General features: G+C 56.8%; 22 protein-coding genes and 2 tRNA genes. All 24 read right to left on the reverse strand.

The genetic code is table 11. The annotated features are described in order from the left end of the window. Nucleotides 1-33: 33 nt before the first annotated feature. The 24 genes from GS_RS08995 to GS_RS09105 all read right to left on the reverse strand — a co-directional run bounded on the left by GS_RS08995 (nt 34) and on the right by GS_RS09105 (nt 21316). On the reverse strand, nt 34-633 hold the full coding sequence (locus GS_RS08995) for an XTP/dITP diphosphatase (protein WP_010942438.1): 600 nt from the start codon (nt 631-633) through the stop codon (nt 34-36). Beyond that, the gene (gene rph, locus GS_RS09000) at nt 630-1346 is read right to left on the reverse strand and encodes a ribonuclease PH (protein WP_010942439.1); all 717 of its coding nucleotides are present in this window, start codon (nt 1344-1346) and stop codon (nt 630-632) included. The genes GS_RS08995 and rph overlap by 4 nt, the downstream gene beginning before the upstream one ends. Nucleotides 1347-1379: 33 nt before the next feature. Next, nucleotides 1380-2480 carry a DHH family phosphoesterase gene (locus GS_RS09005; protein WP_010942440.1) on the reverse strand — a complete coding sequence of 367 codons (1101 nt, stop codon included), beginning with the start codon at nt 2478-2480 and terminating at the stop codon, nt 1380-1382. A gap of 456 nt (nt 2481-2936) precedes the next feature. Continuing rightward, on the reverse strand, nt 2937-3506 hold the full coding sequence (locus GS_RS09010; protein WP_010942442.1) for a ComEA family DNA-binding protein: 570 nt from the start codon (nt 3504-3506) through the stop codon (nt 2937-2939). Then, nucleotides 3503-5089 (reverse strand): citramalate synthase, encoded by a 1587-nt coding sequence (gene cimA / locus GS_RS09015; RefSeq protein WP_010942443.1) that lies wholly within the window; start codon nt 5087-5089, stop codon nt 3503-3505. Before cimA ends, GS_RS09010 begins: the two co-directional genes overlap by 4 nt. A gap of 116 nt (nt 5090-5205) precedes the next feature. Then, nucleotides 5206-6423, reverse strand: a complete 1218-nt coding sequence (locus GS_RS09020) for an aspartate kinase (protein WP_010942444.1) — start codon at nt 6421-6423, stop codon at nt 5206-5208. A gap of 76 nt (nt 6424-6499) precedes the next feature. Next, nucleotides 6500-6985 carry a tRNA (adenosine(37)-N6)-threonylcarbamoyltransferase complex ATPase subunit type 1 TsaE gene (gene tsaE / locus GS_RS09025; RefSeq protein WP_010942445.1) on the reverse strand — a complete coding sequence of 162 codons (486 nt, stop codon included), beginning with the start codon at nt 6983-6985 and terminating at the stop codon, nt 6500-6502. Between the two features lie 5 nt (nt 6986-6990). Then, nucleotides 6991-7440 carry a CBS domain-containing protein gene (locus tag GS_RS09030; protein ID WP_010942446.1) on the reverse strand — a complete coding sequence of 150 codons (450 nt, stop codon included), beginning with the start codon at nt 7438-7440 and terminating at the stop codon, nt 6991-6993. Then, on the reverse strand, nt 7440-8999 hold the full coding sequence (locus GS_RS09035; protein ID WP_010942447.1) for a bifunctional ADP-dependent NAD(P)H-hydrate dehydratase/NAD(P)H-hydrate epimerase: 1560 nt from the start codon (nt 8997-8999) through the stop codon (nt 7440-7442). The genes GS_RS09030 and GS_RS09035 overlap by 1 nt, the downstream gene beginning before the upstream one ends. Then, nucleotides 8996-9376 carry a holo-[acyl-carrier-protein] synthase gene (locus tag GS_RS09040; RefSeq protein ID WP_010942448.1) on the reverse strand — a complete coding sequence of 127 codons (381 nt, stop codon included), beginning with the start codon at nt 9374-9376 and terminating at the stop codon, nt 8996-8998. The genes GS_RS09035 and GS_RS09040 overlap by 4 nt, the downstream gene beginning before the upstream one ends. Further along, complete coding sequence (locus GS_RS09045) at nt 9373-10092, reverse strand: pyridoxine 5'-phosphate synthase (RefSeq protein ID WP_010942449.1); 720 nt, start codon at nt 10090-10092, stop codon at nt 9373-9375. The genes GS_RS09040 and GS_RS09045 overlap by 4 nt, the downstream gene beginning before the upstream one ends. Beyond that, nucleotides 10093-11448 (reverse strand): phosphoglucosamine mutase, encoded by a 1356-nt coding sequence (gene glmM / locus GS_RS09050; protein ID WP_010942450.1) that lies wholly within the window; start codon nt 11446-11448, stop codon nt 10093-10095. 4 nt (nt 11449-11452) lie between these two features. Beyond that, on the reverse strand, nt 11453-11869 hold the full coding sequence (locus GS_RS09055; RefSeq protein ID WP_010942451.1) for a CdaR family protein: 417 nt from the start codon (nt 11867-11869) through the stop codon (nt 11453-11455). Then, complete coding sequence (gene cdaA, locus GS_RS09060; RefSeq protein WP_010942452.1) at nt 11866-12651, reverse strand: diadenylate cyclase CdaA; 786 nt, start codon at nt 12649-12651, stop codon at nt 11866-11868. Before cdaA ends, GS_RS09055 begins: the two co-directional genes overlap by 4 nt. A gap of 51 nt (nt 12652-12702) precedes the next feature. Beyond that, nucleotides 12703-13488 carry a dihydropteroate synthase gene (gene folP, locus GS_RS09065; protein ID WP_235044855.1) on the reverse strand — a complete coding sequence of 262 codons (786 nt, stop codon included), beginning with the start codon at nt 13486-13488 and terminating at the stop codon, nt 12703-12705. A gap of 122 nt (nt 13489-13610) precedes the next feature. Further along, entirely contained in the window at nt 13611-15443 is a 1833-nt protein-coding gene (ftsH, locus tag GS_RS09070; RefSeq protein WP_010942454.1) for an ATP-dependent zinc metalloprotease FtsH, read from the reverse strand. Nucleotides 15444-15566: 123 nt separating this feature from the next. Continuing rightward, the gene (gene tilS / locus GS_RS09075; protein WP_010942455.1) at nt 15567-16982 is read right to left on the reverse strand and encodes a tRNA lysidine(34) synthetase TilS; all 1416 of its coding nucleotides are present in this window, start codon (nt 16980-16982) and stop codon (nt 15567-15569) included. A gap of 75 nt (nt 16983-17057) precedes the next feature. Continuing rightward, nucleotides 17058-17134 (reverse strand) — tRNA-Met (locus GS_RS09080). Between the two features lie 52 nt (nt 17135-17186). After that, nucleotides 17187-17263, reverse strand: a tRNA-Met gene (locus tag GS_RS09085). A 62-nt stretch (nt 17264-17325) separates the two neighbouring features. Then, on the reverse strand, nt 17326-18108 hold the full coding sequence (locus GS_RS09090; protein ID WP_010942456.1) for an SPOR domain-containing protein: 783 nt from the start codon (nt 18106-18108) through the stop codon (nt 17326-17328). 14 nt (nt 18109-18122) lie between these two features. Continuing rightward, nucleotides 18123-19808 carry an arginine--tRNA ligase gene (gene argS / locus GS_RS09095; protein ID WP_200858945.1) on the reverse strand — a complete coding sequence of 562 codons (1686 nt, stop codon included), beginning with the start codon at nt 19806-19808 and terminating at the stop codon, nt 18123-18125. Nucleotides 19809-19825: 17 nt separating this feature from the next. Beyond that, nucleotides 19826-19984, reverse strand: a complete 159-nt coding sequence (locus tag GS_RS17425; protein WP_010942458.1) for a hypothetical protein — start codon at nt 19982-19984, stop codon at nt 19826-19828. A gap of 44 nt (nt 19985-20028) precedes the next feature. Further along, nucleotides 20029-20364, reverse strand: a complete 336-nt coding sequence (locus GS_RS09100; protein ID WP_010942459.1) for an FtsB family cell division protein — start codon at nt 20362-20364, stop codon at nt 20029-20031. Nucleotides 20365-20380: 16 nt separating this feature from the next. Next, the gene (locus GS_RS09105) at nt 20381-21316 is read right to left on the reverse strand and encodes a UDP-glucuronic acid decarboxylase family protein (RefSeq protein WP_010942460.1); all 936 of its coding nucleotides are present in this window, start codon (nt 21314-21316) and stop codon (nt 20381-20383) included. Nucleotides 21317-21318 lie beyond the last annotated feature (2 nt).

The raw sequence follows: 21318 nt of genomic DNA on the forward strand, positions 1-21318 counted from the left end.
ACTAACACATGCCGTACTGACATGCAAGTATTTTTATTCAATCCCCTGCCAGCCAAGATGATCTTTCAGAAGAGCCAGGGCTCTGCCGCGGTGACTCACGGCATTTTTGGCCTCAAGAGGGAGTTCTGCCATGGTTGCACCTTTTTCGGAAACGAAAAAGAGAGGATCATAGCCGAACCCTCCGGTACCGCGCGGCGAATCAAGGATTACCCCATGCAGTTCCCCGCTGAAGGTGTATCTCTTTCCTCCGGGCGAACACAGGGCGATGGTGCACCGGAAAGCGGCCGTGCGTTCTTCGTAAGGCACTGATTCCAACTCACTCAACAGCTTCGCATTATTTGCTTCGTCGCTGGCGTTCTCACCCGAGTAGCGGGCAGAGTAAACACCCGGCTTTCCATCAAGTGCGTCAACGACGAGCCCCGAGTCATCGGCGAGCGCAGGAAGTCCTGTAATATTGGCGGCAACTGAAGCCTTTTTCAAGGCGTTCTCTTCAAATGTCTTGCCGTCCTCTTCCACTTCGGGGAAATCCGGGAAATCCTCGAGCGACAACAACGTGAAAGGCAACCCGTCCAGAATCGCAGCAATCTCTCGCAGTTTACCCTTGTTGCGGGTTGCTACCACCAGCCGGGTCACTGCTCAAGCACCTCTTGTTGAATGGCCATGAGACGTTCGATGCCGATCATGGCAAGGGAGCGCATATCATCCATCTGGGCGCAGGTAAAAGGTTCAGCCTCTGCGGTTCCCTGCACTTCCACGAAACGTCCCGACGAAGTCATGACAAAATTCATATCAACATCGGCTCGCGAGTCCTCAATGTAGTTCAGATCGAGCAACACTTCCCCGCCGACTATCCCAACACTGACAGCGGCGACCGCCTCTCGGACCGGCAGAGTCGCAATAGTCCCCTGCGATACGAGCCATTGAAACGCGTCGACCAGTGCGACGTAGGCACCTGTAATAGAAGCTGTCCGGGTCCCTCCATCAGCCTGAAGCACATCGCAATCAATCAGTACGCTTCGTTCGCCAAGAAGCGTCAAATCTGTGACGGCCCGCAAAGAACGGCCGATGAGACGCTGGATCTCATGGGTCCTTCCCCCCAGCTTCCCCTTGGCGGCTTCACGAGGGGATCGCGTATGGGTGGCACGCGGCAACATGGAATACTCTGCCGTTACCCATCCCCCACCCTTGCCGCGCAGAAAGGGGGGCACCGACTCCTCCACTGAGGCGGTGCACAAAACTTTTGTGTCACCGAATTCAACAAGAACAGAGCCTTCGGCGTGTTTGAGATACTTTCGTGTAATCCGTATGTTTCTGAGTGATGCTGGGTTGCGACCGTCTGAGCGCATGAGATACCTCTGGCAGTTGGAAAAAAGCGTACATTAAACGATGTGATGCAGGTTGTCAATCTCGGCGGCAAGGGCCGGCAGAGCCGTACGCCTGAGAGCACTCAACGACAGCGACCGAATGTGCCCCAGCGCGAAGATATCGATAAAACGACGGACGAGGAGTTGCTCGATATCCTCCAGTTCCGCAGCGGAATCGGAAAGTCCTTCGATTTTCCCCCCCGCCATCATGCCATGGCCTCCAGCGGCGCCTCTGCCCTCGACGAGCCGCTTGATCAACGTTCCTGCATTAACGTCGTGCCGGGAGGTGCGCACTGAAAGAATGATTTCGTTGTGAAATCGGCCAATCGCCAGCACAACATCGACCCCTTCAAGCCGGAGAAAAAAATCCGCCATCTCGGCGACAATTTCCGGAAAACTTACTTCTTGAAGATTTGTTGCCAGCAGATTTCCATAGATACGTGAATGTTCAATAGCGCGGTTGATCGTGAGGTAATATTCCACATGAAGCTTTGGATAGGTGATTTCATAGAGCAGTTTTTTGTTGGCCAGGGGGAAAAGCTTCAGATAGGCATCTCTATCGGGTCGGGCGGCCTCGCGACCAAGATCCTGTGTTTCCGACTTAATCGCATAAAACAGCGCCGTGGCGAGATTGCTGCCAATAGGGACATCCTGGGCCTGCAGATATTCATAGACGATGGTTGCAGTTACGCCGTATTCTTCGCGGATATCATCCCATCGGCATCTCAAGCCGGCTTCCCGTCTGGGGTGATGATCAATAAGAATATCAACCCGCTTGTCAGGGGGGAGTGAATTATTGCCCGCCCCCGGCTGGGTATCGAGCATGCACGTAACGGAAAAATCCTGATAATCGATGAGGGCCAGCGGGGTCAGGGGGATTTGCAGTTGCTTGGCCATGGCGATGTTCTCGCTCCTGCCGATCATGCCGGAAAAAGCAATTGTGGCATCCCTGTTCAGCTTCATAACGAACAGATGCCGCAGCGCTATGGCAGAGGCGAGACAATCGGGGTCCGGATTGTCGTGAACAACGATTAGGATCTTGCCCTTGCCCCTCACCCAGTTGAGCATTTCGTCCGTGTAACTCTTCGTCTTTGCAAGCGAACAACCTTCTCCCATTGCCCCCCTCCCGGCAAACATAGACCTGACAATCTCCCTTCATACAATAAACACCAGCACAAACTATTTACAAGGACCAGTCTATGCCCAAAAACAAAAGGAGGGGAAAGCATGCTTTCCCCTCCTTTATCGTCGCCCAAAGGCTGACAGAATCGTTTAGCCGAGGACGATATTTTGATTTCTCGCCCTGTTCGCCAGGATCGTCGGGTCAATTACTTCTCCGCAGCACGTGCACTTCCAGGCATCAAATGACCTAACGAAATCATAGAACTTCTCAGCGAACATGCGGCCTCTGCATTTAGGACATTTCATAGGTCATCCCCCCCATGTAGAATTATAACCGTGAGTGTCCTAAATATTTCACCATGTGTGCCAAACTGGGTTACCACTTGTGGCACAATGTGCCAGGAGACATTATTCTTAAATAAATTTCTATTTTTCAAGAAGTTACAAATATCAAAAAAATTCTTTTAGTGACATCAGCGTCTTCGGACCGATTCCCGGAACCCTTTCCAATGCCTCAAAAGACGAAAAATCGCCATTATCTTGACGGTCACATACTATCCGTCTCGCAAGCTCAGGCCCGATGCCGGGCAAAAGCTCCCAATCCTTTATGTCCATCCGATTTGGATCTAGAGGGATTCTCATCAGCATCAACTGAGAAACGGCCAGTTTTCCCAAGGAAACGTCGCTGGTTGCTCTGTTCTTATTACGCACGATCACGACATCACCATCGCAGAGGATACGGCCCACAGTAGCAGGAGGAAGATAATTAACCGACGAGTTGGGAAGCGCCATATTTATGACGCTCTGGCATGTGGATCCCCGGGCAACCCGATAAACGCCTGACTTCTCCGGTACGCCGGTTATCATGATGCTCACGGGGCGGTCATCGGAGCGCGAACGCACAAAGGCCACAGCAGGAATCTCCAAAGGGGATGTGCCATGGCCTTTGAAAAGTAGTGGTAATGTCATGACCGCTAAGGCAAGGGTGAGATACACCGCATGCCCGGTGCGGGGTTTCACTTCTTGGAGCCTTCGATCTCTTCGCTTTTGTGGAGCTTGTACTCCACACTGTCCAGAAGAGCCTGGTAGGATGCATCGACAATGTTTTCCGAAACACCGACCGTACCCCAGCGGCTCTCTTTATCGCCAGACTCGATGAGCACCCTGATAGACGAGGCCGTCCCCTGCCCCGCCGGCAATACGCGCACCTTGTAGTCCAGCAGCTTTACTTCCTTGAGGCGCGGATAAAACTTCTCCAAGGCTTTGCGGAGAGCATTGTCCAATGCATTCACCGGACCATTTCCCTCAGCTGCGGTGTGCTCGATTTTGCCCCCCACCTTGACCATGATTGTAGCTTCAGAAAGAGGCTTCTGGTCCTCATGGCGCTTTTCGTCGATTACCCGGAAACCGATCACCGAGAAAAACTTGCGGTGGGTGCCGAGGGCTCTTTTCATGAGGAGCTCGAACGACGCTTCCGCCCCTTCGAACTGGTAACCCCGGTTCTCCATTTCCTTTATATTTTCGAGAATTTCGAGCGTAACGGGGTCCTTGCTATCCATCTTGATATTGAACTCTTCTGCCTTAGCAAGGATATTGGAGCGACCAGACAGGTCGGAAACGAGTACCCGCGTCATGTTGCCGACCAGCTCCGGCCGCAGGTGCTCATAGGTTTCAGGATGGCGCTGGATGGCCGATACGTGGACGCCGCCCTTGTGGGCAAATGCCGAGTTGCCCACATATGCCTGATGCTTGTTGGGCGAAAGGTTGGCCAATTCGTAGACGAATCGTGAAAGATCGCGAAGTTTTCTAAGCTGGTCGTCCCCAATGCACTCGCGCTTCATCTTGAGTTTCAGGGCAGGGATGATCGAGCAGAGGTTGGCATTGCCACAGCGCTCGCCGAAACCGTTGATGGTACCCTGGACTTGGACAATTCCTTCGCTGACCGCATGGAGGGAGTTGGCAACGGCGCACTCTGAATCGTTGTGCGTGTGGATGCCGAGAGGGGCCGTGATGTGCTTGCGCACCTCGCGGATAATCTCGACAAGCTCGAAGGGCATGGTACCGCCGTTGGTGTCGCAGAGAACAATGCAGTCGGCCTTTGCGTCCTGAGCGGCCTTGAGGGTCTTGATGGCGTAGTCCGGGTTCGCCTTGTAGCCGTCGAAAAAGTGCTCGGCGTCGTAGAAGACCTCGGGAACATTCGCCTTAAGGTATTCCAGCGAGTCGAAAATCAACTCAAGATTTTCCTCGAGCGATATCCGCAGTGCCTCATGCACGTGAAAATCCCATGTCTTGCCGAATATGGTGCAGACATCTGGTTCCGCCTGAATGAGGGTCTTGAGGTTATGGTCCTTGTCGGGGGTTACCTTGGCACGACGGGTGGAACCGAACGCAGCGATCTTCGCCTGGGAGAGTTTCTCTTTCTTGATGTCCTTGAAAAAGGCAACATCCTTCGGATTGCTGCCGGGCCACCCACCCTCGATGTAGTGAATGCCTATCTCATCGAGTTTATGGGCGATCCGGATTTTGTCCTCCACGAGGAAGGAAATATCCTCCGCCTGGGTTCCGTCGCGGAGAGTCGTATCGTAGAGTTTTACAAGGCTCATGCTTTCACCTTTCGGGAACGGCGAGGCGCATGTACGAAAGCGCGGAAGAAAAAATCAAATGATCGATTTTCTCCCCCGCGCCTTCGAAATTCCGCGCTTCCGCTCTGGAAGTTTCTTTATTTGCCGGAGAGTCCGAACGCTTCGTGAAGCACCCGAACGGCCAGTTCGGTGTATTTTGCGTCAACAATGACCGAAACCTTGATTTCAGAAGTGGAGATCATCTGGATGTTGATCCCTTCCTTGGCAAGGGTCTGGAACATTTTGGTGGCAACCCCCGCATGGCTCCGCATGCCGACACCAACGATGGATATTTTTGAAATGTTTTCGTCCTCTGCCACCTCTTTGGCACTGATCTCCTTGGCCACTTCCTTGGTGATGGCGAGGGCTTTCTTGAAATCTGCCTTGGTAACAGTGAAGGTGAAATCGGTCAGGTCACCCCCGCTTACATTCTGGACAATCATATCGACCGATATATTGGCGTCGGAAAGGGGCGACAGAATTTTGGCGGCGATTCCCGGTTTGTCGGGTACCCCCATCACGGCAATTTTTGCTTCGTTCTTGTCGTAGGCGATTCCCGAAACGAGAACTGCTTCCATATCCTTATCCTCCTTGGTAACCATGGTCCCTGGATTTTCATTGAAGCTGGAGCGGACATGAACGTCCACATTGTACTTCTTCGCAAATTCTACGGAACGGATCTGAAGAACCTTCGCCCCGAGCGAGGCGAGTTCCAGCATCTCATCATAGGATACCTTCTCAATTTTCCGGGCATCCTGGCAAATATTCGGATCAGTGGTATAAACGCCGTCCACGTCGGTGAAAATCTCGCACACATCCGCTTTGAAGGCGGCAGCTACGGCAACCGCCGAGGTATCGGAGCCACCACGGCCCAGAGTAGTGATATTGCCATCTTTGTCGACGCCCTGGAAACCGGCGACAATGACAATGGAGCCGTCTTTAAGGTCAGCGCGCACCTTGGTGTCGTCGATGCTCTCGATTCGAGCCTTGCTGAAAGCGCTGTCAGTGATAATGGGTATCTGCCAGCCATGATATGACTTGGCCTTGTAGCCCATCGACTTGAGGCACATGGCAAGGAGAGCTATGGAGACCTGCTCGCCCGACGCCACCAGCACATCATATTCGCGGGTATCCGGGAATTCGCAAATCTCATTGGCGAGGGCCACGAGCTTGTTGGTTTCTCCCGACATGGCGGAAACGACAACAACCATATCGTTTCCGGCGTCATAGGTCTTGGCGACCCGTTTGGCAACATTGCGGATGCGCTCGATGGACCCCATCGAGGTGCCGCCGTATTTCTGGACCACCAGTGCCATCTACCGTTCCTCCTTTGCTCTGGATCATATGTGTCATACTGCAGTTTGTATACAGGACACGACCGCAGGTCGTCACTTAATAGCAGGAATCAGACCAGTGGTCAAAACATTTTTTTAATAAAGCTTCATAGGTTATGCCGTAAGGAACGAACTCCAGAAGACGGATGGTTTCATCCTCGTGTCGAAAGGTGATGTCAATCCGCTCCACAGGCAGATCATCACCCAGACGTTCGGCCCATTCCACGAGACAAACACCTGTTCCATGGAAGTATTCGTCGAAACCGAGAGCCGCTGCGTCGTCAACGCCGCCCAGCCGGTACAGATCGAAATGGTAGAGGGGAATACGGCCTCGGTATTCATTGAGGAGGGTAAAGGTCGGGCTGGTTATGGGGACCGTTTCAGCAACGCCGAGTCCGCGCGCCACTCCGCGGGCAAACCGGGTTTTTCCGCTTCCCAACTCCCCCGCCAGGGCAACGAATGCCCCGGCTGACAGCTCTCTGCCCAGAAGTTCCCCGAGTCGCTCGGTCTCCTCCTCGCACCGCGAAGTGACATTAAACACCACGCGTCCTACCCCACCATGGTTCTGATGAGATCAATACGGGAGACAATTCCCACGAGCTTCTTCCCTTCAACCACCGGAAGCGTGTGGAGCTTTTTGTTGGCCATGATATCAGCGACCGTGCTCACCGGGGTTTCCGGCGTCACGCTCTCAACCTCGGTGGTATAGATATCTCCGGCGGTCTGGCCGGTTACCTTCTGGATCTCCCGTTCAAACTTCTTGGCACTTTCCAGATAGATAACCCAATCGAAAAGCGATATGACCGTCGGAATGTGCAGGCTTTTGTCCTGCTCAATCAAGTCGGACTCGGTGACGATGCCCGCCAGGTTGCCCGCTTCGTCGACAACGGGGATACTCCCGATCCGGTATTTCGAAAAAAGCTCGGCAAGCTCCCGTATGGTGGTCTCACGCCTGGCTGTAACAACGTTGGTTGTCATTATGTCGCGCACAGTCTTCATTATTGTTCTCCCTTCAAACGGATCAGTGAATTGAATGCATAGGGTAGCCGCTCCTGGACATCGAGAGCGGACATGCCTGTCTCGCCCTTGTCCGCAGCAACCAGGTCAGCGGCATGACCGTGAACGAAAGCACCCAGTATGCAGGCGTCGAATGGTTCGTACCCCTGTCCAAGGAGTGCCGTGACAACACCAGTGAGCACATCCCCCATCCCCCCCGAGGCCATGCCCGGATTGCCGCTGCCGTTGAGGGCGATGCGCCCATCGGGCGCCGCGATGACGGACCGTGCGCCCTTGAGGATAAGATAGACGCCGAACTGTGCGGCAAAGTCTCGCGCAACGCCGATACGGTCCGCTTCGACCGCCGCAGTGGTGGTTCCCGCAAGACGCGCCATCTCCCCAGGATGGGGCGTGAGGACAACGGTGTCGGGGCGCGCGCCCTTCAAGAGTTCGGTCTGCTCGGAAATTGCATTGAGGCCATCGGCGTCAAGGACGAGGGGCACCATAATATCAGCCAGCAGGTGCCGCACAAGGGCGGCAGTAGCTGGCTGCCACGACAGGCCGGGACCAAGGGCTATCGCATCCCGGCCTCGAATCGCGTCCCTCAGCGGAACAAGTGACTCATCCCCGAGGAAACCGACCCCACCGTCAGCCAGCGGGATTGTCATAGCCTCGGTGGTCTTTAACTCGAGAATTGCATTAAGGCTTGCCGGAACTGCCAGCGAAACGAGGCCTGCTCCGCTTCGAACGGCGCTGTTCGCGGCCATTGCCGCGGCTCCCGTCTTCCCGACAGACCCGGCTATAACGAGGCTGTGCCCGAAGCTCCCCTTGTGGGAGCATGGGTCCCGCCGCTTAACCACTGCTGCCGCCTCAGCCGCGTCAACGTAGAGAATGCCGTCCGCTTCCCGGGCGACTGACTCCGGAATACCGATATTGACAACTCTCAGCCGGCCGCAGTGCAGCGCCCCCGGATAAAGAACGTGTCCGTATTTTGCAAGGGCGAAGGTTACCGTCAGACTGGCCGTGACCGCAACCCCGAGCACCTTGCCCGTTGCGGCGTCGATACCCGACGGGATGTCGACCGAGACAACCGGCCGAGCTGAAGCTGCGATGTGCCTGATCGCTTCGGCATACGCGCCCTGCACCTCGTTCTTCAGCCCTGTCCCCAGCAGGGCATCCACCACCAATGCCGCAGCGTCGAGCCTAGCCGTAAGGGACGAAAGAGTTCCCCCTGCAGGGAGGTAAGAAACCGTCGACGGGTCGAGGCGGTCCAGATTCTCGCGGGCATCACCGCCAATTTCGTCCTTACGGGCAAGCACAACCGTATGCACCGGCCACCCTTCCCCAGCCAGCAGTCGAGCGATCACATAGCCGTCGCCGCCGTTGTTACCCTTGCCCGCGACCACAAGGACCGGTATGCAGCCGTCGCGGCCGAACATCTCTCTGATGGCGTCGGCACATCCGCGGCCGGCGTTTTCCATGAGGACAAGGCCGGGGATACCGAACTCGTCGATGGCGCGACGGTCCATCCGCTGCATGGTTTCGCCGCTCACCACCTTCATGGGCGCTCCAGCACAACTAGGGCGACGGCGTATGCTCCGTCGTGGGAAAGGGAAACGAAAGTCCGACTGAGGCTCAGGTCGGTGGCCAGCTTCAGGGCTTTGCCGTGGAGCTTGAGCTCGGGCTTACCGAGAGTATCATTGACGACCTCCACGTCATGCCAGGTCATCCCTTCACGCAGGCCGAGACCGCAGGCCTTGAGAAACGCCTCCTTGGCCGCGAACCGCAGGGCATAGTGCTGGGAGCTCCGGGCCTTGCCGGCACAGTACTCCATTTCATGAGGCGTAAAGAGCCGCTCGAAGAGACGCACGTTCCCTTCTTCGACCAGGCGGTCGAAACGGGTAATGTCGACGATATCGATGCCGGTACCGAAAATCATGCGTACTTGACGAGGTCTACCATGTCCCGCACGGCACGGTCGAGCCCGGTAAACACTGCGCGTGAGATTATGGAATGTCCGATGTTGAATTCCTCGATACCTCCGAGGGCCGCGACTTTGCGAACATTGGTATAATTGAGGCCATGCCCGGCATTGATGCCGAGCCCGAGCTTTGTGCCGAGCTTGATGGCGTTTTCGATGCGCTCAAGTTCGGCCTGCTCCTTTTTCCACTCCCGTGCCTCGGCAAAGGTTCCGGTGTGGATTTCGATGTAGTCGGCCCCCACCTTGCTGGATGCCTTGACCTGATCCGCATCGGGATCAATGAACAAACTCACTACAATGCCGCCGTCCTGAAGGCGTCCAATGGCATCGGCAAGCGCCTGCATGCCGACTCTCACATCAAGCCCCCCCTCAGTGGTAAGCTCCTGGCGTCGCTCCGGTACCAGGGTGCACATGTCGGGTTTGACCGACAAAGCTATACCCACCATCTCGTCGGTGGCGGCCATTTCCAGATTGAGCTTCGTCTTAACGGTCTGACGGAGCAGACGCAGGTCCCGGTCCTGAATATGCCGCCGGTCCTCGCGCAGGTGCACCGTTATCCCGTCGGCACCGGCGAACTCGGCAATGGCGGCGGCCGCCACCGGGTCGGGCTCAACGCCGCCCCGGGCTTGGCGGATTGTTGCTACATGATCAATGTTGACTCCGAGCTTTGCCACCTACTTCCCTCCGATCTTCTTCTCGACCAGATCGGCAATTTCCTTTGCCCACCCGGTTATCTGATATTTGTCCTGGCCTTCGAGCATAATACGCAACAGCGGTTCGGTACCCGAATAGCGGATAAGGATGCGTCCCTCGTCGCCGAGCTTTTTCTCTATATCTCCGATGAGCAACGCCACTTCCGGAATGGTTGTTATGTCCTTCTTCTCCTTGACCCGCACGTTGACCAGCACCTGGGGCAACGGAATCATGACCTCCGCCAGTTCGGAGAGACTCTTGTCGGCCCGGCGCATGGTGGCCAACACCTGGAGGGCAGACAGGACGCCGTCGCCGGTGGTGTTGGGGTCGAGGAAAATCATGTGCCCCGACTGCTCCCCGCCAAGATTGTACCCCCCCTTGATCATCTCCTCCACCACGTAGCGATCTCCAACCGCAGTTTTGACTACTTTTCCGCCGGCCCGCTTCACTGCGATATCGAGGCCCATATTGCTCATGACCGTTGCTACCAGTGTGTTCTTGCGCAGTTTTTTCTGTTTCAACATCTGAGTAGCGCAGATGGCCATGATGTGATCGCCGTCCACCTCGTTGCCGAACTCGTCCACGAAGATGACCCGGTCGGCGTCACCGTCAAGGGCAATGCCGAGGTCTGCCCGGTGCTCTTTGACCGCTTCGCTGATGACCTGCGGATAGAGGGAGCCGCAACCGGCATTGATATTGGTTCCGTTAGGCTTGACGCCATAAGGGATGACCTCGGCGCCCAGCTCCTCAAGAACGGCCGGCGCAACCTTGTAGGCGGCACCATTGGCACAGTCGAGGACGATCTTCATCCCCGCAAGATCGAGGTCCTTGGGAAAGCTGTTCTTCAGAAACACCACATACCGCCCCACTGCGTCATCGATCCGGTAGGCCTTGCCCACCTCGGTGGCCACCGGACGGAGCGAGTCGATTTTCCCGGAAAAAATGAGATCCTCGATTTTGAGCTCCATTTCGTCGGGCAATTTGAACCCATCGCGGGAAAAAAACTTGATGCCGTTATCCTGAAAGGGGTTGTGTGAAGCAGAAATGACAACCCCTGCATCGGCCCGCATGGAGGAGGTGATATTTGCAATTCCCGGCGTGGGAAGAGGGCCGACCACAAGGACGTCGACCCCCATGGAGCAGATGCCGGCCACCAGGGCATTTTCCAGCATGTAACCGGACAGGCGCGTGTCTTTGCCGATCACGATACGATGACGGCGATTACCGTCCTTGAACAGATAGGCTGCAGCCCGGCCGATCTGCATGGCCATTTCCGTGGTCATTGGGTAGACATTGGCAACACCGCGGACACCGTCCGTTCCGAATAATTTCTTCATCGCTTCACCTGCTTTCATGTGTCTTGGGGGATTCAGGCCGTGCGGGCGACTGCTCCACCCGGACCGAAATTTCAGCTGGGTATACTCGCGTCACCCGAACTTTGGAGGGAACAGACAGGCGGGCCTCAAAACCGGTGAACAGGACAGTACCCGCCCCGACCCCCGTCATGTCGAGCGGCATGATAATCTTTTCGTCACGGAGCTTCAACAAAAGAATATTCGGTCCGTTAAGGGTGACGACCAACTCCCCGGGGCCTTTATCTGCCACGGTATAGCCGGTGGCAACGTTGCGAAGCTCAAGTGGGACCCGCATGACAAGCTCCCCTTCCCTCCCCCCGGCAACACCGAGCCAGAGGCTGACGGCGAGGACTAGCGAGAGGAGCTTGACATCCCAGTTTTTCACAAGATCCGTCACGTTCATTCAGTAAGCCACCTGGGTTCAAGGAGCTTTTTAAGAATTTTCCGCAGACTCGCAGCATCGCTGACAGAAATGATTCTTCCCCCCACAGCCACGGATATGGTTCCCGTTTCCTCGGAAACTACCAGAACGACGCAGTCCACCAATTCTGTGAGACCAAGAGCGGCCCGGTGGCGGGTCCCCAGGTTTTTGTTGATGGTCGGGTCCTGCGAAAGGGGCAGAAAACACCCGGCCCGCGTCAGCTTGCCGCGCCGGATGATCACTGCACCATCGTGAATAGGAGAATAGGGAAGAAAAATGGATGTAAGAATTTCGCTCGTAATCTTGGCATCAACTTCGGTGCCGGTTTCAACATGACTCATGACACCCATTTCGCGTTCGATGACGATCAGGGCTCCTATCCGGCGGGAGGAAAGCGATGTAGCGGCGGCGATCAATTCACCGACAATCAGTGAGGCATGGTCTCGCTCCTCCTGCTCGTCCCGGTCTTCCGTGAGGGCATGGCGATGCTTGCCGTGCGTCACCAACGCCCTCCGGATGTCATGCTGGAAGAGGATGACGAGAATAAGGATTAGTGAGCTGAACAGGGATCCGACGATCCAGTGAAACGCCTCGAATCCCGCGAGCCGCGACAGGGAGTACAGCGCCGCGAGAAAGGCCAGGACTAGCAGAAGACGGTTGGCGACCCGTCCCCTGAGCATGATGATCAGGCGATAAATGATCCATGCCACAATCGCGATATCGATTGCGTCGCGCCAACCGAAGATCTGGAGTGGCTCGGTCATCGTCGTCACCTGACAGGGGTGGGCTGAATCAGTACGGTAAATGGGGTGTGATCAGCGTCGCGGAGCAAGAATCGCCCGGGTCATCAGGGCCACATCCCGCATGGCCCGAACATCATGAACTCTCAGTATGGAGGCGCCGTTTGCCACGGCCACCGCCACCGTGGCGGCGGTTCCGAACAGGCGATCTGCTACCTCCCTGTCAAGAACGGCGCCTATGAACGACTTGCGGGAAGTACCGACGAGTATGGGCCGTCCCAGGCTGGCAAACTCCGCAAGACGCCGGAGAATTTCCAGATTCCCGTCAACGCTTTTGCCGAAACCGATGCCCGGATCCACTACGATCTGCTCATTGGGGATTCCCGCCGCCTGTGCGCGACCCATAGAGTAGCGCAGCGATCCGAGCACTTCGGCAATCAGATCGTCATAGGCCGTATCGCGCTGCATCATCGCCGGGGTGCCGCGTGTGTGCATGACCACGAGTCCCGCCCGGGCCTCGGCCACGGTGGTCGCCATGCCCGGGTCAAAGGTCAGGCCGCTGATATCGTTGATGACCTCTGCGCCGGCGGCAAGAGCCTCGCGGGCTACAGCAGCCTTGTAGGTATCGACGGAAAGAGGAACCGGCAGTTTTGCGGCAAGGCGCTCCACAAGAGGCACCACCCGTTGCATTTCTTCAGCTTCGCTGACCGAAGGTGCACCTGGGCGGGTGCTTTCACCGCCGATATCAACAATATCTGCCCCTTCAGCCACCATGGCAAGAGCCCGATCTTCCGCCGCAGCGGGGTCCAGGTAGCAATTGCCGTCAGAAAATGAATCGGGGGTCACGTTAAGGACCCCCATGATACAAGGACGGGATGTAAGGTCAATGCGCCGGCTACGCAGTCGCCATACCCCGGCATGGTGCTGTCCGGTGGCGTGCTCCGCGCAAAGTAAGGTTCCGGAGCATTGGGCAGTCAATGGAGTCATGGAGCCACGGGGGCCTCTTCGACTGCAGCGCGGCTGGCCGCGCAGTCATCCTTGATGATCCGGTCAACTTCGTCGCCGGTCAGGTTCTCTTTCTCGATAAGCTGTGTTGCCAGACAGTGGAGCACGCTCAGATTCTCATTCAGGAGCTGCTTGACCCGCGAGTAGCTGCCGTCGATGATTTTACGAATCTCCTCGTCGATTTCCACCGCCGTCGCTTCACTGTAGTTCTTGTGCATGGACATGTCACGGCCAAGGAAGATCGACTCCTCCTTCTTACCGAAGGTGACCGGCCCCATCTTTTCGCTCATACCCCATTCGCACACCATCTTGCGTGCGATCTCCGTTGCACGTTCAATGTCGTTACCGGCGCCCGTGGTAAGCTCATTGAAGATGATCTCTTCGGCAGCCCGGCCTCCCATGAGCACCGCGATCCGGTTCAGGAGCGACTCCTTGTTATAGCTGTGCTTGTCCTCGATAGGCAGTTGCATGGTAACGCCAAGCGCCCGTCCCCGCGGAATAATGGAAACCTTGTGCACCGGATCGGTGCCCGGGATCAGTTTGGCAACAAGGGTATGGCCGGCTTCGTGATAGGCGGTATTTTTCTTCTCTTCCTCCGAAATCACCATACTGCGACGCTCGACACCCATGAGGACTTTGTCCTTGGCGTCGTCAAAGTCCTTCATTTCGACAAAGCTCTTGTCCTTACGCGCCGCCAGCAGAGCAGCCTCGTTCACCACGTTGGACAGGTCCGCTCCCGAGAAGCCGGGCGTGCCGCGGGCGATTACTCCCAGGTCCACATCGGAAGCAAGCGGGGTCTTTTTGGTGTGGACCTTCAGAATCATCTCCCGCCCCTTCACGTCGGGCTGGGGAACGACCACCTGGCGGTCGAACCGTCCCGGCCGTAGGAGTGCCGGATCGAGGACATCGGGCCGGTTTGTGGCCGCGATAAGAATGACCCCTTCGTTGGATTCGAAGCCGTCCATCTCAACCAGCAGCTGGTTCAGTGTCTGTTCCCGCTCGTCATGGCCGCCGCCGAGTCCCGCACCCCGATGGCGTCCAACCGCATCGATCTCATCGATGAAGATAATGCAGGGCGCATTCTTCTTTCCCTGCACGAAAAGATCGCGGACCCGGCTCGCGCCGACCCCAACAAACATTTCGACAAAGTCGGATCCCGAAATGGAGAAGAAAGGAACTCCCGCCTCTCCGGCTACGGCCCGTGCCAGGAGCGTCTTGCCCGTGCCGGGAGGGCCCACGAGCAGAACACCTTTGGGGATACGGCCTCCTAGCTTGGTGAATTTCTTGGGATCCTTCAGAAACTGGATGATTTCTTCCAGTTCTTCCTTTGCTTCGTCTACACCGGCCACGTCTTCGAAGGTCACGCGCCCCTGGGCTTCTGTCAGAAGCTTCGCGCGGCTCTTGCCGAATGCCATGGCCTTGCCACCCCCTCCCTGCATCTGGCGCATGAAGAAAATCCAGACCCCCACCAGAAAAAGGAGCGGGAACCAGGAGATGAAGATGGAGAACCACGAGACCTTCTCTTCCTCGGGCTTGGCAGAGACATTGATCTTCTTCTCCAGAAGCTTTTCGGAGAGCATGGCATCTGTCGGCTTGTAGCTGCGGAATTCCTTGCCGTCGGAATACTTGCCGATGATCTCGTTCCCCTGGACCGTAACCGTGCTGACCTTCCCCGCATCAACCGCAGCAATGAAGTCGCTGTAGCCGAGCCGTTCCTGGGTGGTGCGCGGCTTGTTGAAGAGGTTGAAGAGGAGGATCATCATAAGGCTTATGACGAGCCAGAGCGCAAGGTTCTTGTAGAACTGGTTCAAGGGTACCCCCATGATGTGGTTCGGGCAATGGACGAACGCCCGCGAACGCTGATGGTTACTGGTTTCAGACCACTAATTGAAAAAAACTATCATAGAAGGAACGGGTTGACAAGCGATTTCAGGTCATTTCAGGCGCCTGCCGCGTATCCGCACAACAGCCATCGCCCGACTGCCGGCTGTTATCCTTGCAGACTCTCCTCGACGACAGCCGCATACCCAAAGAAGGGAATCTCCCCTGAATAAGAGCGGGATACTTCGACGGAGTTCGCGGGGAACCTTTTGGTCGATAAAGATGTCCTTCACCTTCTTCTCTCCGGTCATGCCAAGGGGAATCATGCGGTCGCCGGGCCTCCAACCGCGGATAAGCCAGGGAAACGGGGCCAGCTCCAGGTCGAACCAGGACTCGGTAGTCGAAAGCTCACCCCACGGTGGAGGACCCGTAGCAATTTCGACAACGAGCTCCCCTCCGCCGGACAGCGGCCAACAGCCGGGACCGTCGATCCACAGTTCTTGAAGCGATGGGATGTCAGCCATTCTCCGGGCAAAGGCAACCTCATTGTAGGAACGGGTTACCAGAATTTCTTCGGGCAGATGGAGCCGTCCGGATGGGTTCTCTGACAACACGAGCCGATCTATCGCATCCACATGGTCAAAGCTTATCCGCGCCAGATCACCCTTGGCCAGCGCGATCGCCTTGCGGTACAGCCGACGCCGAAGTCCACGCGGTTCTCTGCGCAGGGTGTCGACAGAGCAAATCGCCCCCCCCTGCTCCGTTACCATAACATGCCGCCTCAATGCCTCTTCGACGAGTCGGCTCAGTAACGCTTCGTCGTCAGCAAGCAATTCGGCTGTTCTGGCAAGTCGGGAAGCGGCGCCCGGATTCAGCCGCCCCAGATACGGAACGAGTTCGTGCCGGATACGATTACGCAGAAAGGCCACGTCGGTATTGCTCTGATCCTGACGGAACGCCAGTCCGCGCGCATCGAGATAAGCCTCGATTTCCTGTCGACCCAGCGCAAGAAGGGGTCTCACATACTTCCCGCCGGCCCCGACGGGTTGCATGGCAGACAACCCCAGGCCTCCCGCCCCTCTCACAAGCCGCATGAGCAGCGTTTCAGCCTGGTCGTCGGCATGGTGGGCCAGAGCGACGGTTCGAGCTCCGCACGCGGCGGCAACGTCATCAAAAAATGCATACCTCGCCCGTCGGCCGGCATCTTCGAGGGACAGTCGTTCCCATTCGGCTAGTGCTTTTACCTGCTCGCCCCGACTTACGAACGGAAGGGCGTATGTCTGAGCGCACTGCTCCACGAATCGCTCATCCTCGTCAGACGCCGCTCCACGCAGCTTATGGTTCAGATGTGCAACAACCAGATCAAGCCGCAACTCGTTAAGCGAAACAAGGATATCCACCAGCGCAACCGAGTCGGCACCGCCCGATACGGCAACGACAACCCTGTCCCCCGGGCGGAACATCCCGTGTTCAGCGTTAAAGGCTCGTACTTTTTTCAAGACCGCATCAACCGGGGATAGCGTTTTCATGAAGTGAGTCTCGCGTCAAAGCCGTGTAGGGACACAAAACAAAAAACCCCTCCTGACCGGAGGGGTTATTGTTAATGGTGGCGGTGCAGGGACTTGAACCCCGGACACTACGGATATGAGCCGTATGCTCTAACCAGCTGAGCTACACCGCCTTATGGTAGTAAAAGGCGAATCGCCATTCAAGCGATTCGCCTTTGTTTTGTTTGGTTGCGGGGAGAGGATTTGAACCTCTGACCTTCGGGTTATGAGCCCGACGAGCTACCAGACTGCTCCACCCCGCGTCGTGAGAACCAATATGTACCACAGCCGATTCAAGACTGTCAATCGCAAATTTTAATTTTAATCATTCCGGAATAAGAATTGCTCCCTTTCCGAGCATTTCGGCAAGGTTGCTTGCGGCCGGCTGGTCCAGCTTCCGGCCAACCCTAACGCGGTACCAGGTACCTTTGCCGGGAATGGTCGATTCGGTGACGTAGGCCGAAAACCCCTTTTCAGCCAGCTTGGCCCTGATTGCATCAGCGTCTTTGCGTTCCTTGGAAGAGGCGACCTGGACAGAATAGGTTTCCTTCGCCGCGGATGCAGACTGAGAAGGCTGAACCTTAACTGCAGGGGCGGCATTCTTTACTGAGGCACCCGCAGCGGTTGACGGCTCGTCACTTCGCCGCGCCTCCACGCCCTTTGCTTCGGGAAGATTGGCAGTGGGCTTCTGGGCTCCTCCCCCCTGCTCCTTAACCGCAGGGGGTACAGCGGGACTCTTGGGCGCCGACTCATCTTTTCTAAGATTGATGCCGCTTCCCAGAATGGCCTTTCCTCCCTTGGGCAGTGTCTCGTAGAACGTAAGCGAAGGCTCTCCCGCAGGGCGAGGAGGAGTGGGAACCACAGGAGGGTTTCCTTCACCGGGCTGAGCTTGAGTAGCGGACGCCTTCGGTGTAATCGCATTCTGAGGAGGTGCCGACAACGCTTCTTTCTGCCCTCCCCGAGGGGGGAGAAGAAAGCGATCGACCAGCACTCCGAGCGCAAAGGAGATCAGTGCCACGAGCAGGAAGGCACACGCAAGGAGCCCAATCGGCTTTGATTTGGGACGGTTCTTACTGACCGTCTTTCGTTCGCGATAATCCAGAACCATCTGACCGCGCTCCGCTACATCTTCTCGGGAGCAGACACACCCAGTAGCCCGAGGCCGTTTCTGATCACGGTTGCCGTGCTGTGCAGCAGAAGCAGGCGCGCACCGGTCAGGTCTGCATCTTCGGTAATGACCCGGTTCTTGTTATAGAACGAGTGGAAGGCACCGGCAAGTTCCTGCAAGTAGTAGGTGATCCGGTGGGGTTCGAAATTAAGCGCACTTCCTTCCACGATCTCGGGGAACGAACTCAGCAGCTTCACGAGTGTCAGCTCTTCGGGAGTCCCCAAGCTTTCCAGGCTGGCCTGATCAACGGTTGGCGGGACAACACCCTTGTCGGCCGCGTTCTCGAAGATGCTGCAGATGCGCGCATGGGCATACTGCACATAGTAAACGGGGTTTTCGAGGGTCTGCTGCTTGGCTAGATCGATATCGAACACCAACTGGGAATCGGGCTTGCGCATGAGAAAGAAGAACCGCGTGGCGTCACGACCCACCTCGTCGACGAGATCGCGCAGAGTAACATAGCTTCCGGCCCGTTTGGAGATCTTGACCTCTTCGCCACCACGCATGACCGTGACCATCTGGTGGAGAACGTACTCGGGCCATCCCTTGGGGATCCCCGCGTCAAGGGCCTGGAGGCCGGCCCTCACCCGGGTGATGGTGCTGTGGTGATCGGCCCCCTGCTCGTTGACGACCCGGATGAATCCCCGTTCCCACTTGTTGAGGTGGTAGGCCACGTCAGGCACGAAGTAGGTGTAGCTGCCGTCCGACTTGCGCATGACGCGGTCCTTGTCGTCGCCGAACTCGGTGGTCCTCAGCCAGAGAGCGCCGTCCTGCTCGTAGGCATGGCCCTTGGCAATGATGCGCTGCACCACGTCGTCAACCCGTCCCTCGGCATAGAGGCTCGACTCGAGGAAGTAGACGTCGAATCCCACGTCGAATGCCCGCAGATCCTGGTCCTGCTCCCGCCGCAGATATGCGACGGCAAAGCGGCGGATCGCCTCCACGTCGTGGGGGTCTCCGGCCGCTGTTACATGCTGGTCGCCGGCATCAACGGTTTCGCGGTTCAGATAGGAGCGGGCCACGTCCTTTATATACTCACCCTGGTAGCCGTCCGTGGGCCACAAGGGACCTCCCGGCTCAACACCGAGGCAGCGGGCCTGCACCGACAGCGCCAGGTTGGCGATCTGCTGACCGGCATCGTTGTAGTAGAACTCGCGGGTCACATCCCAGCCGATTGCGGCAAGAAGACGACAGATGGTGTCGCCGATGGCAGCGCCGCGACCGTGCCCGATATGCAGAGGCCCGGTGGGATTGGCACTGACGAACTCCACCTGTACTTTCTTCCCTGCGCCGGCCTCACTTTTGCCGTAGTCCCCGCCTTCGCGTTCGATTCTGCGAAGTACCCGACACCAGGCACTGGTGCGCATTCTGAAATTAATAAAACCGGGGCCGGCAATTTCAACCGACTCGACCAGTGATTCCCGATCGTTCAGGTGAGTAATGATAATCTCGGCAATTGCCCGCGGTGCCTTCTTTTCCGCCTTCGCCATCAGCATGGCTGCGGTGCACGCGAAATCTCCGTGTTCTTCGAGGGCCGGCTTTTCAACTACAATATCGGGCACGTGGCCCGAGGCGAGGGTGCCGTCCGCGAAAGAGCGCTCAAGCGCCTCGCGCACCAGATCCCTGACCGCATCTTTCATGGAACCTTCTATCTGACTCATTTCGTCTCCTCATTGGGCTCTTCTTCCACGTCCTTGATGGAGACGTCTCTCGAAAAGTCGGGACAACGGGCTCCGCCATCAGTGACGCAAAACTTTTTGGCGCAATTAGCCCGCCAGGCGCAGACCGCGCAGGATTGTTTTCGTGTGGTGCTCATGGGTTGATACTCCTGAACCGGAATCTGATTAAAAGCCGAAGAGCCTAACGCTTAGCGCCAACAGCCGTGGATACCGGCTGCTGTGGCTTGGCTTCGGGTCTATCGGTCGCGGTGGGAAACTGGTACACGATTTCGTTCGGTCTCACGAGGCCGAAATCCTTGCGTGCGATGCTTTCAAGGTATCGCCTGTCCGATTTGAGTGCCTCGATCTCTCTTTTAAGCTTTTCGTTCTCGTCACGGACGACACCGACCTTTTGGCGAATTTGATCCCTTTCGTTGCTCAGATGATATATCCGCAACAATCCCCGTTCACCGAACACGGTGAAATACAAGATAAAGAGTATGCACCCGGTCGGGATGAGATACATCCGCTTCCGCATGATTTCCTCCGTACTGCTATCCGGTCGGGGTCAGGCCGGCAAAGTACTCAATGGTTTTTGCAAGCCCCTCGTCGAGGGATACGCGAGGCTCCCAGCCAAGGATCGTTCGGGCCAGGGTGATGTCGGGCTGACGCTGGCGAGGATCGTCGGAAGGGAGCGGCCGATAGATGATCTGCGAGGACGAACCGGTCATCGCAATGATCCGCCGGGCAAACTCGATAATGGGTGTCTCTTCCGGGTTTCCAAGATTTACGGGCCCGCAGAACTGATCATGCTCCATGAGCGTCACGAGCCCGTCCAGCAGGTCGTCCACATAGCAGAAGGAACGGGTCTGGCTGCCGTCGCCGTACACGGTGAGATCTTCTCCCCGGAGGGCCTGCACCACGAAATTGGAAACCACTCGCCCATCGTGTTCTGCCATCCGCGGGCCATAGGTGTTGAAGATGCGGGCGATCCGGATGTCGACACCATTCTGGCGATGGTAGTCCATCAAGAGGGTTTCCGCCACCCGTTTTCCCTCGTCGTAGCAGCTCCGGATGCCGATCGGGTTCACGTTTCCCCAGTAGGATTCGGGCTGGGGATGAATTGTGGGATCGCCATAGACCTCCGAAGTGGATGCCTGGAGGATGCGCGCCCTGACGCGCTTGGCAAGCCCCAGCATGTTGATGGTTCCCATCACGCTGGTCTTGATGGTCTTTACCGGATTGTACTGGTAGTGAACGGGCGAAGCAGGGCACGCCAGATTGTAGATCCGGTCCACTTCCAGCAGGATCGGCTCGATGATATCGTGACGGATGACCTCGAAACGATGAAAATCCATCAGCCGATCGATATTGCGTTTCGACCCGGTGAAAAAGTTGTCGAGGCAGAGCACGTCATGCCCCTGCTCCAGAAGCCGTTCGCACAGATGAGAACCGATGAATCCGGCGCCGCCGGTTACCAGGATGCGCATAA

It is taken from the genome of Geobacter sulfurreducens PCA, assembly GCF_000007985.2.
Lineage (GTDB): Bacteria > Desulfobacterota > Desulfuromonadia > Geobacterales > Geobacteraceae > Geobacter > Geobacter sulfurreducens.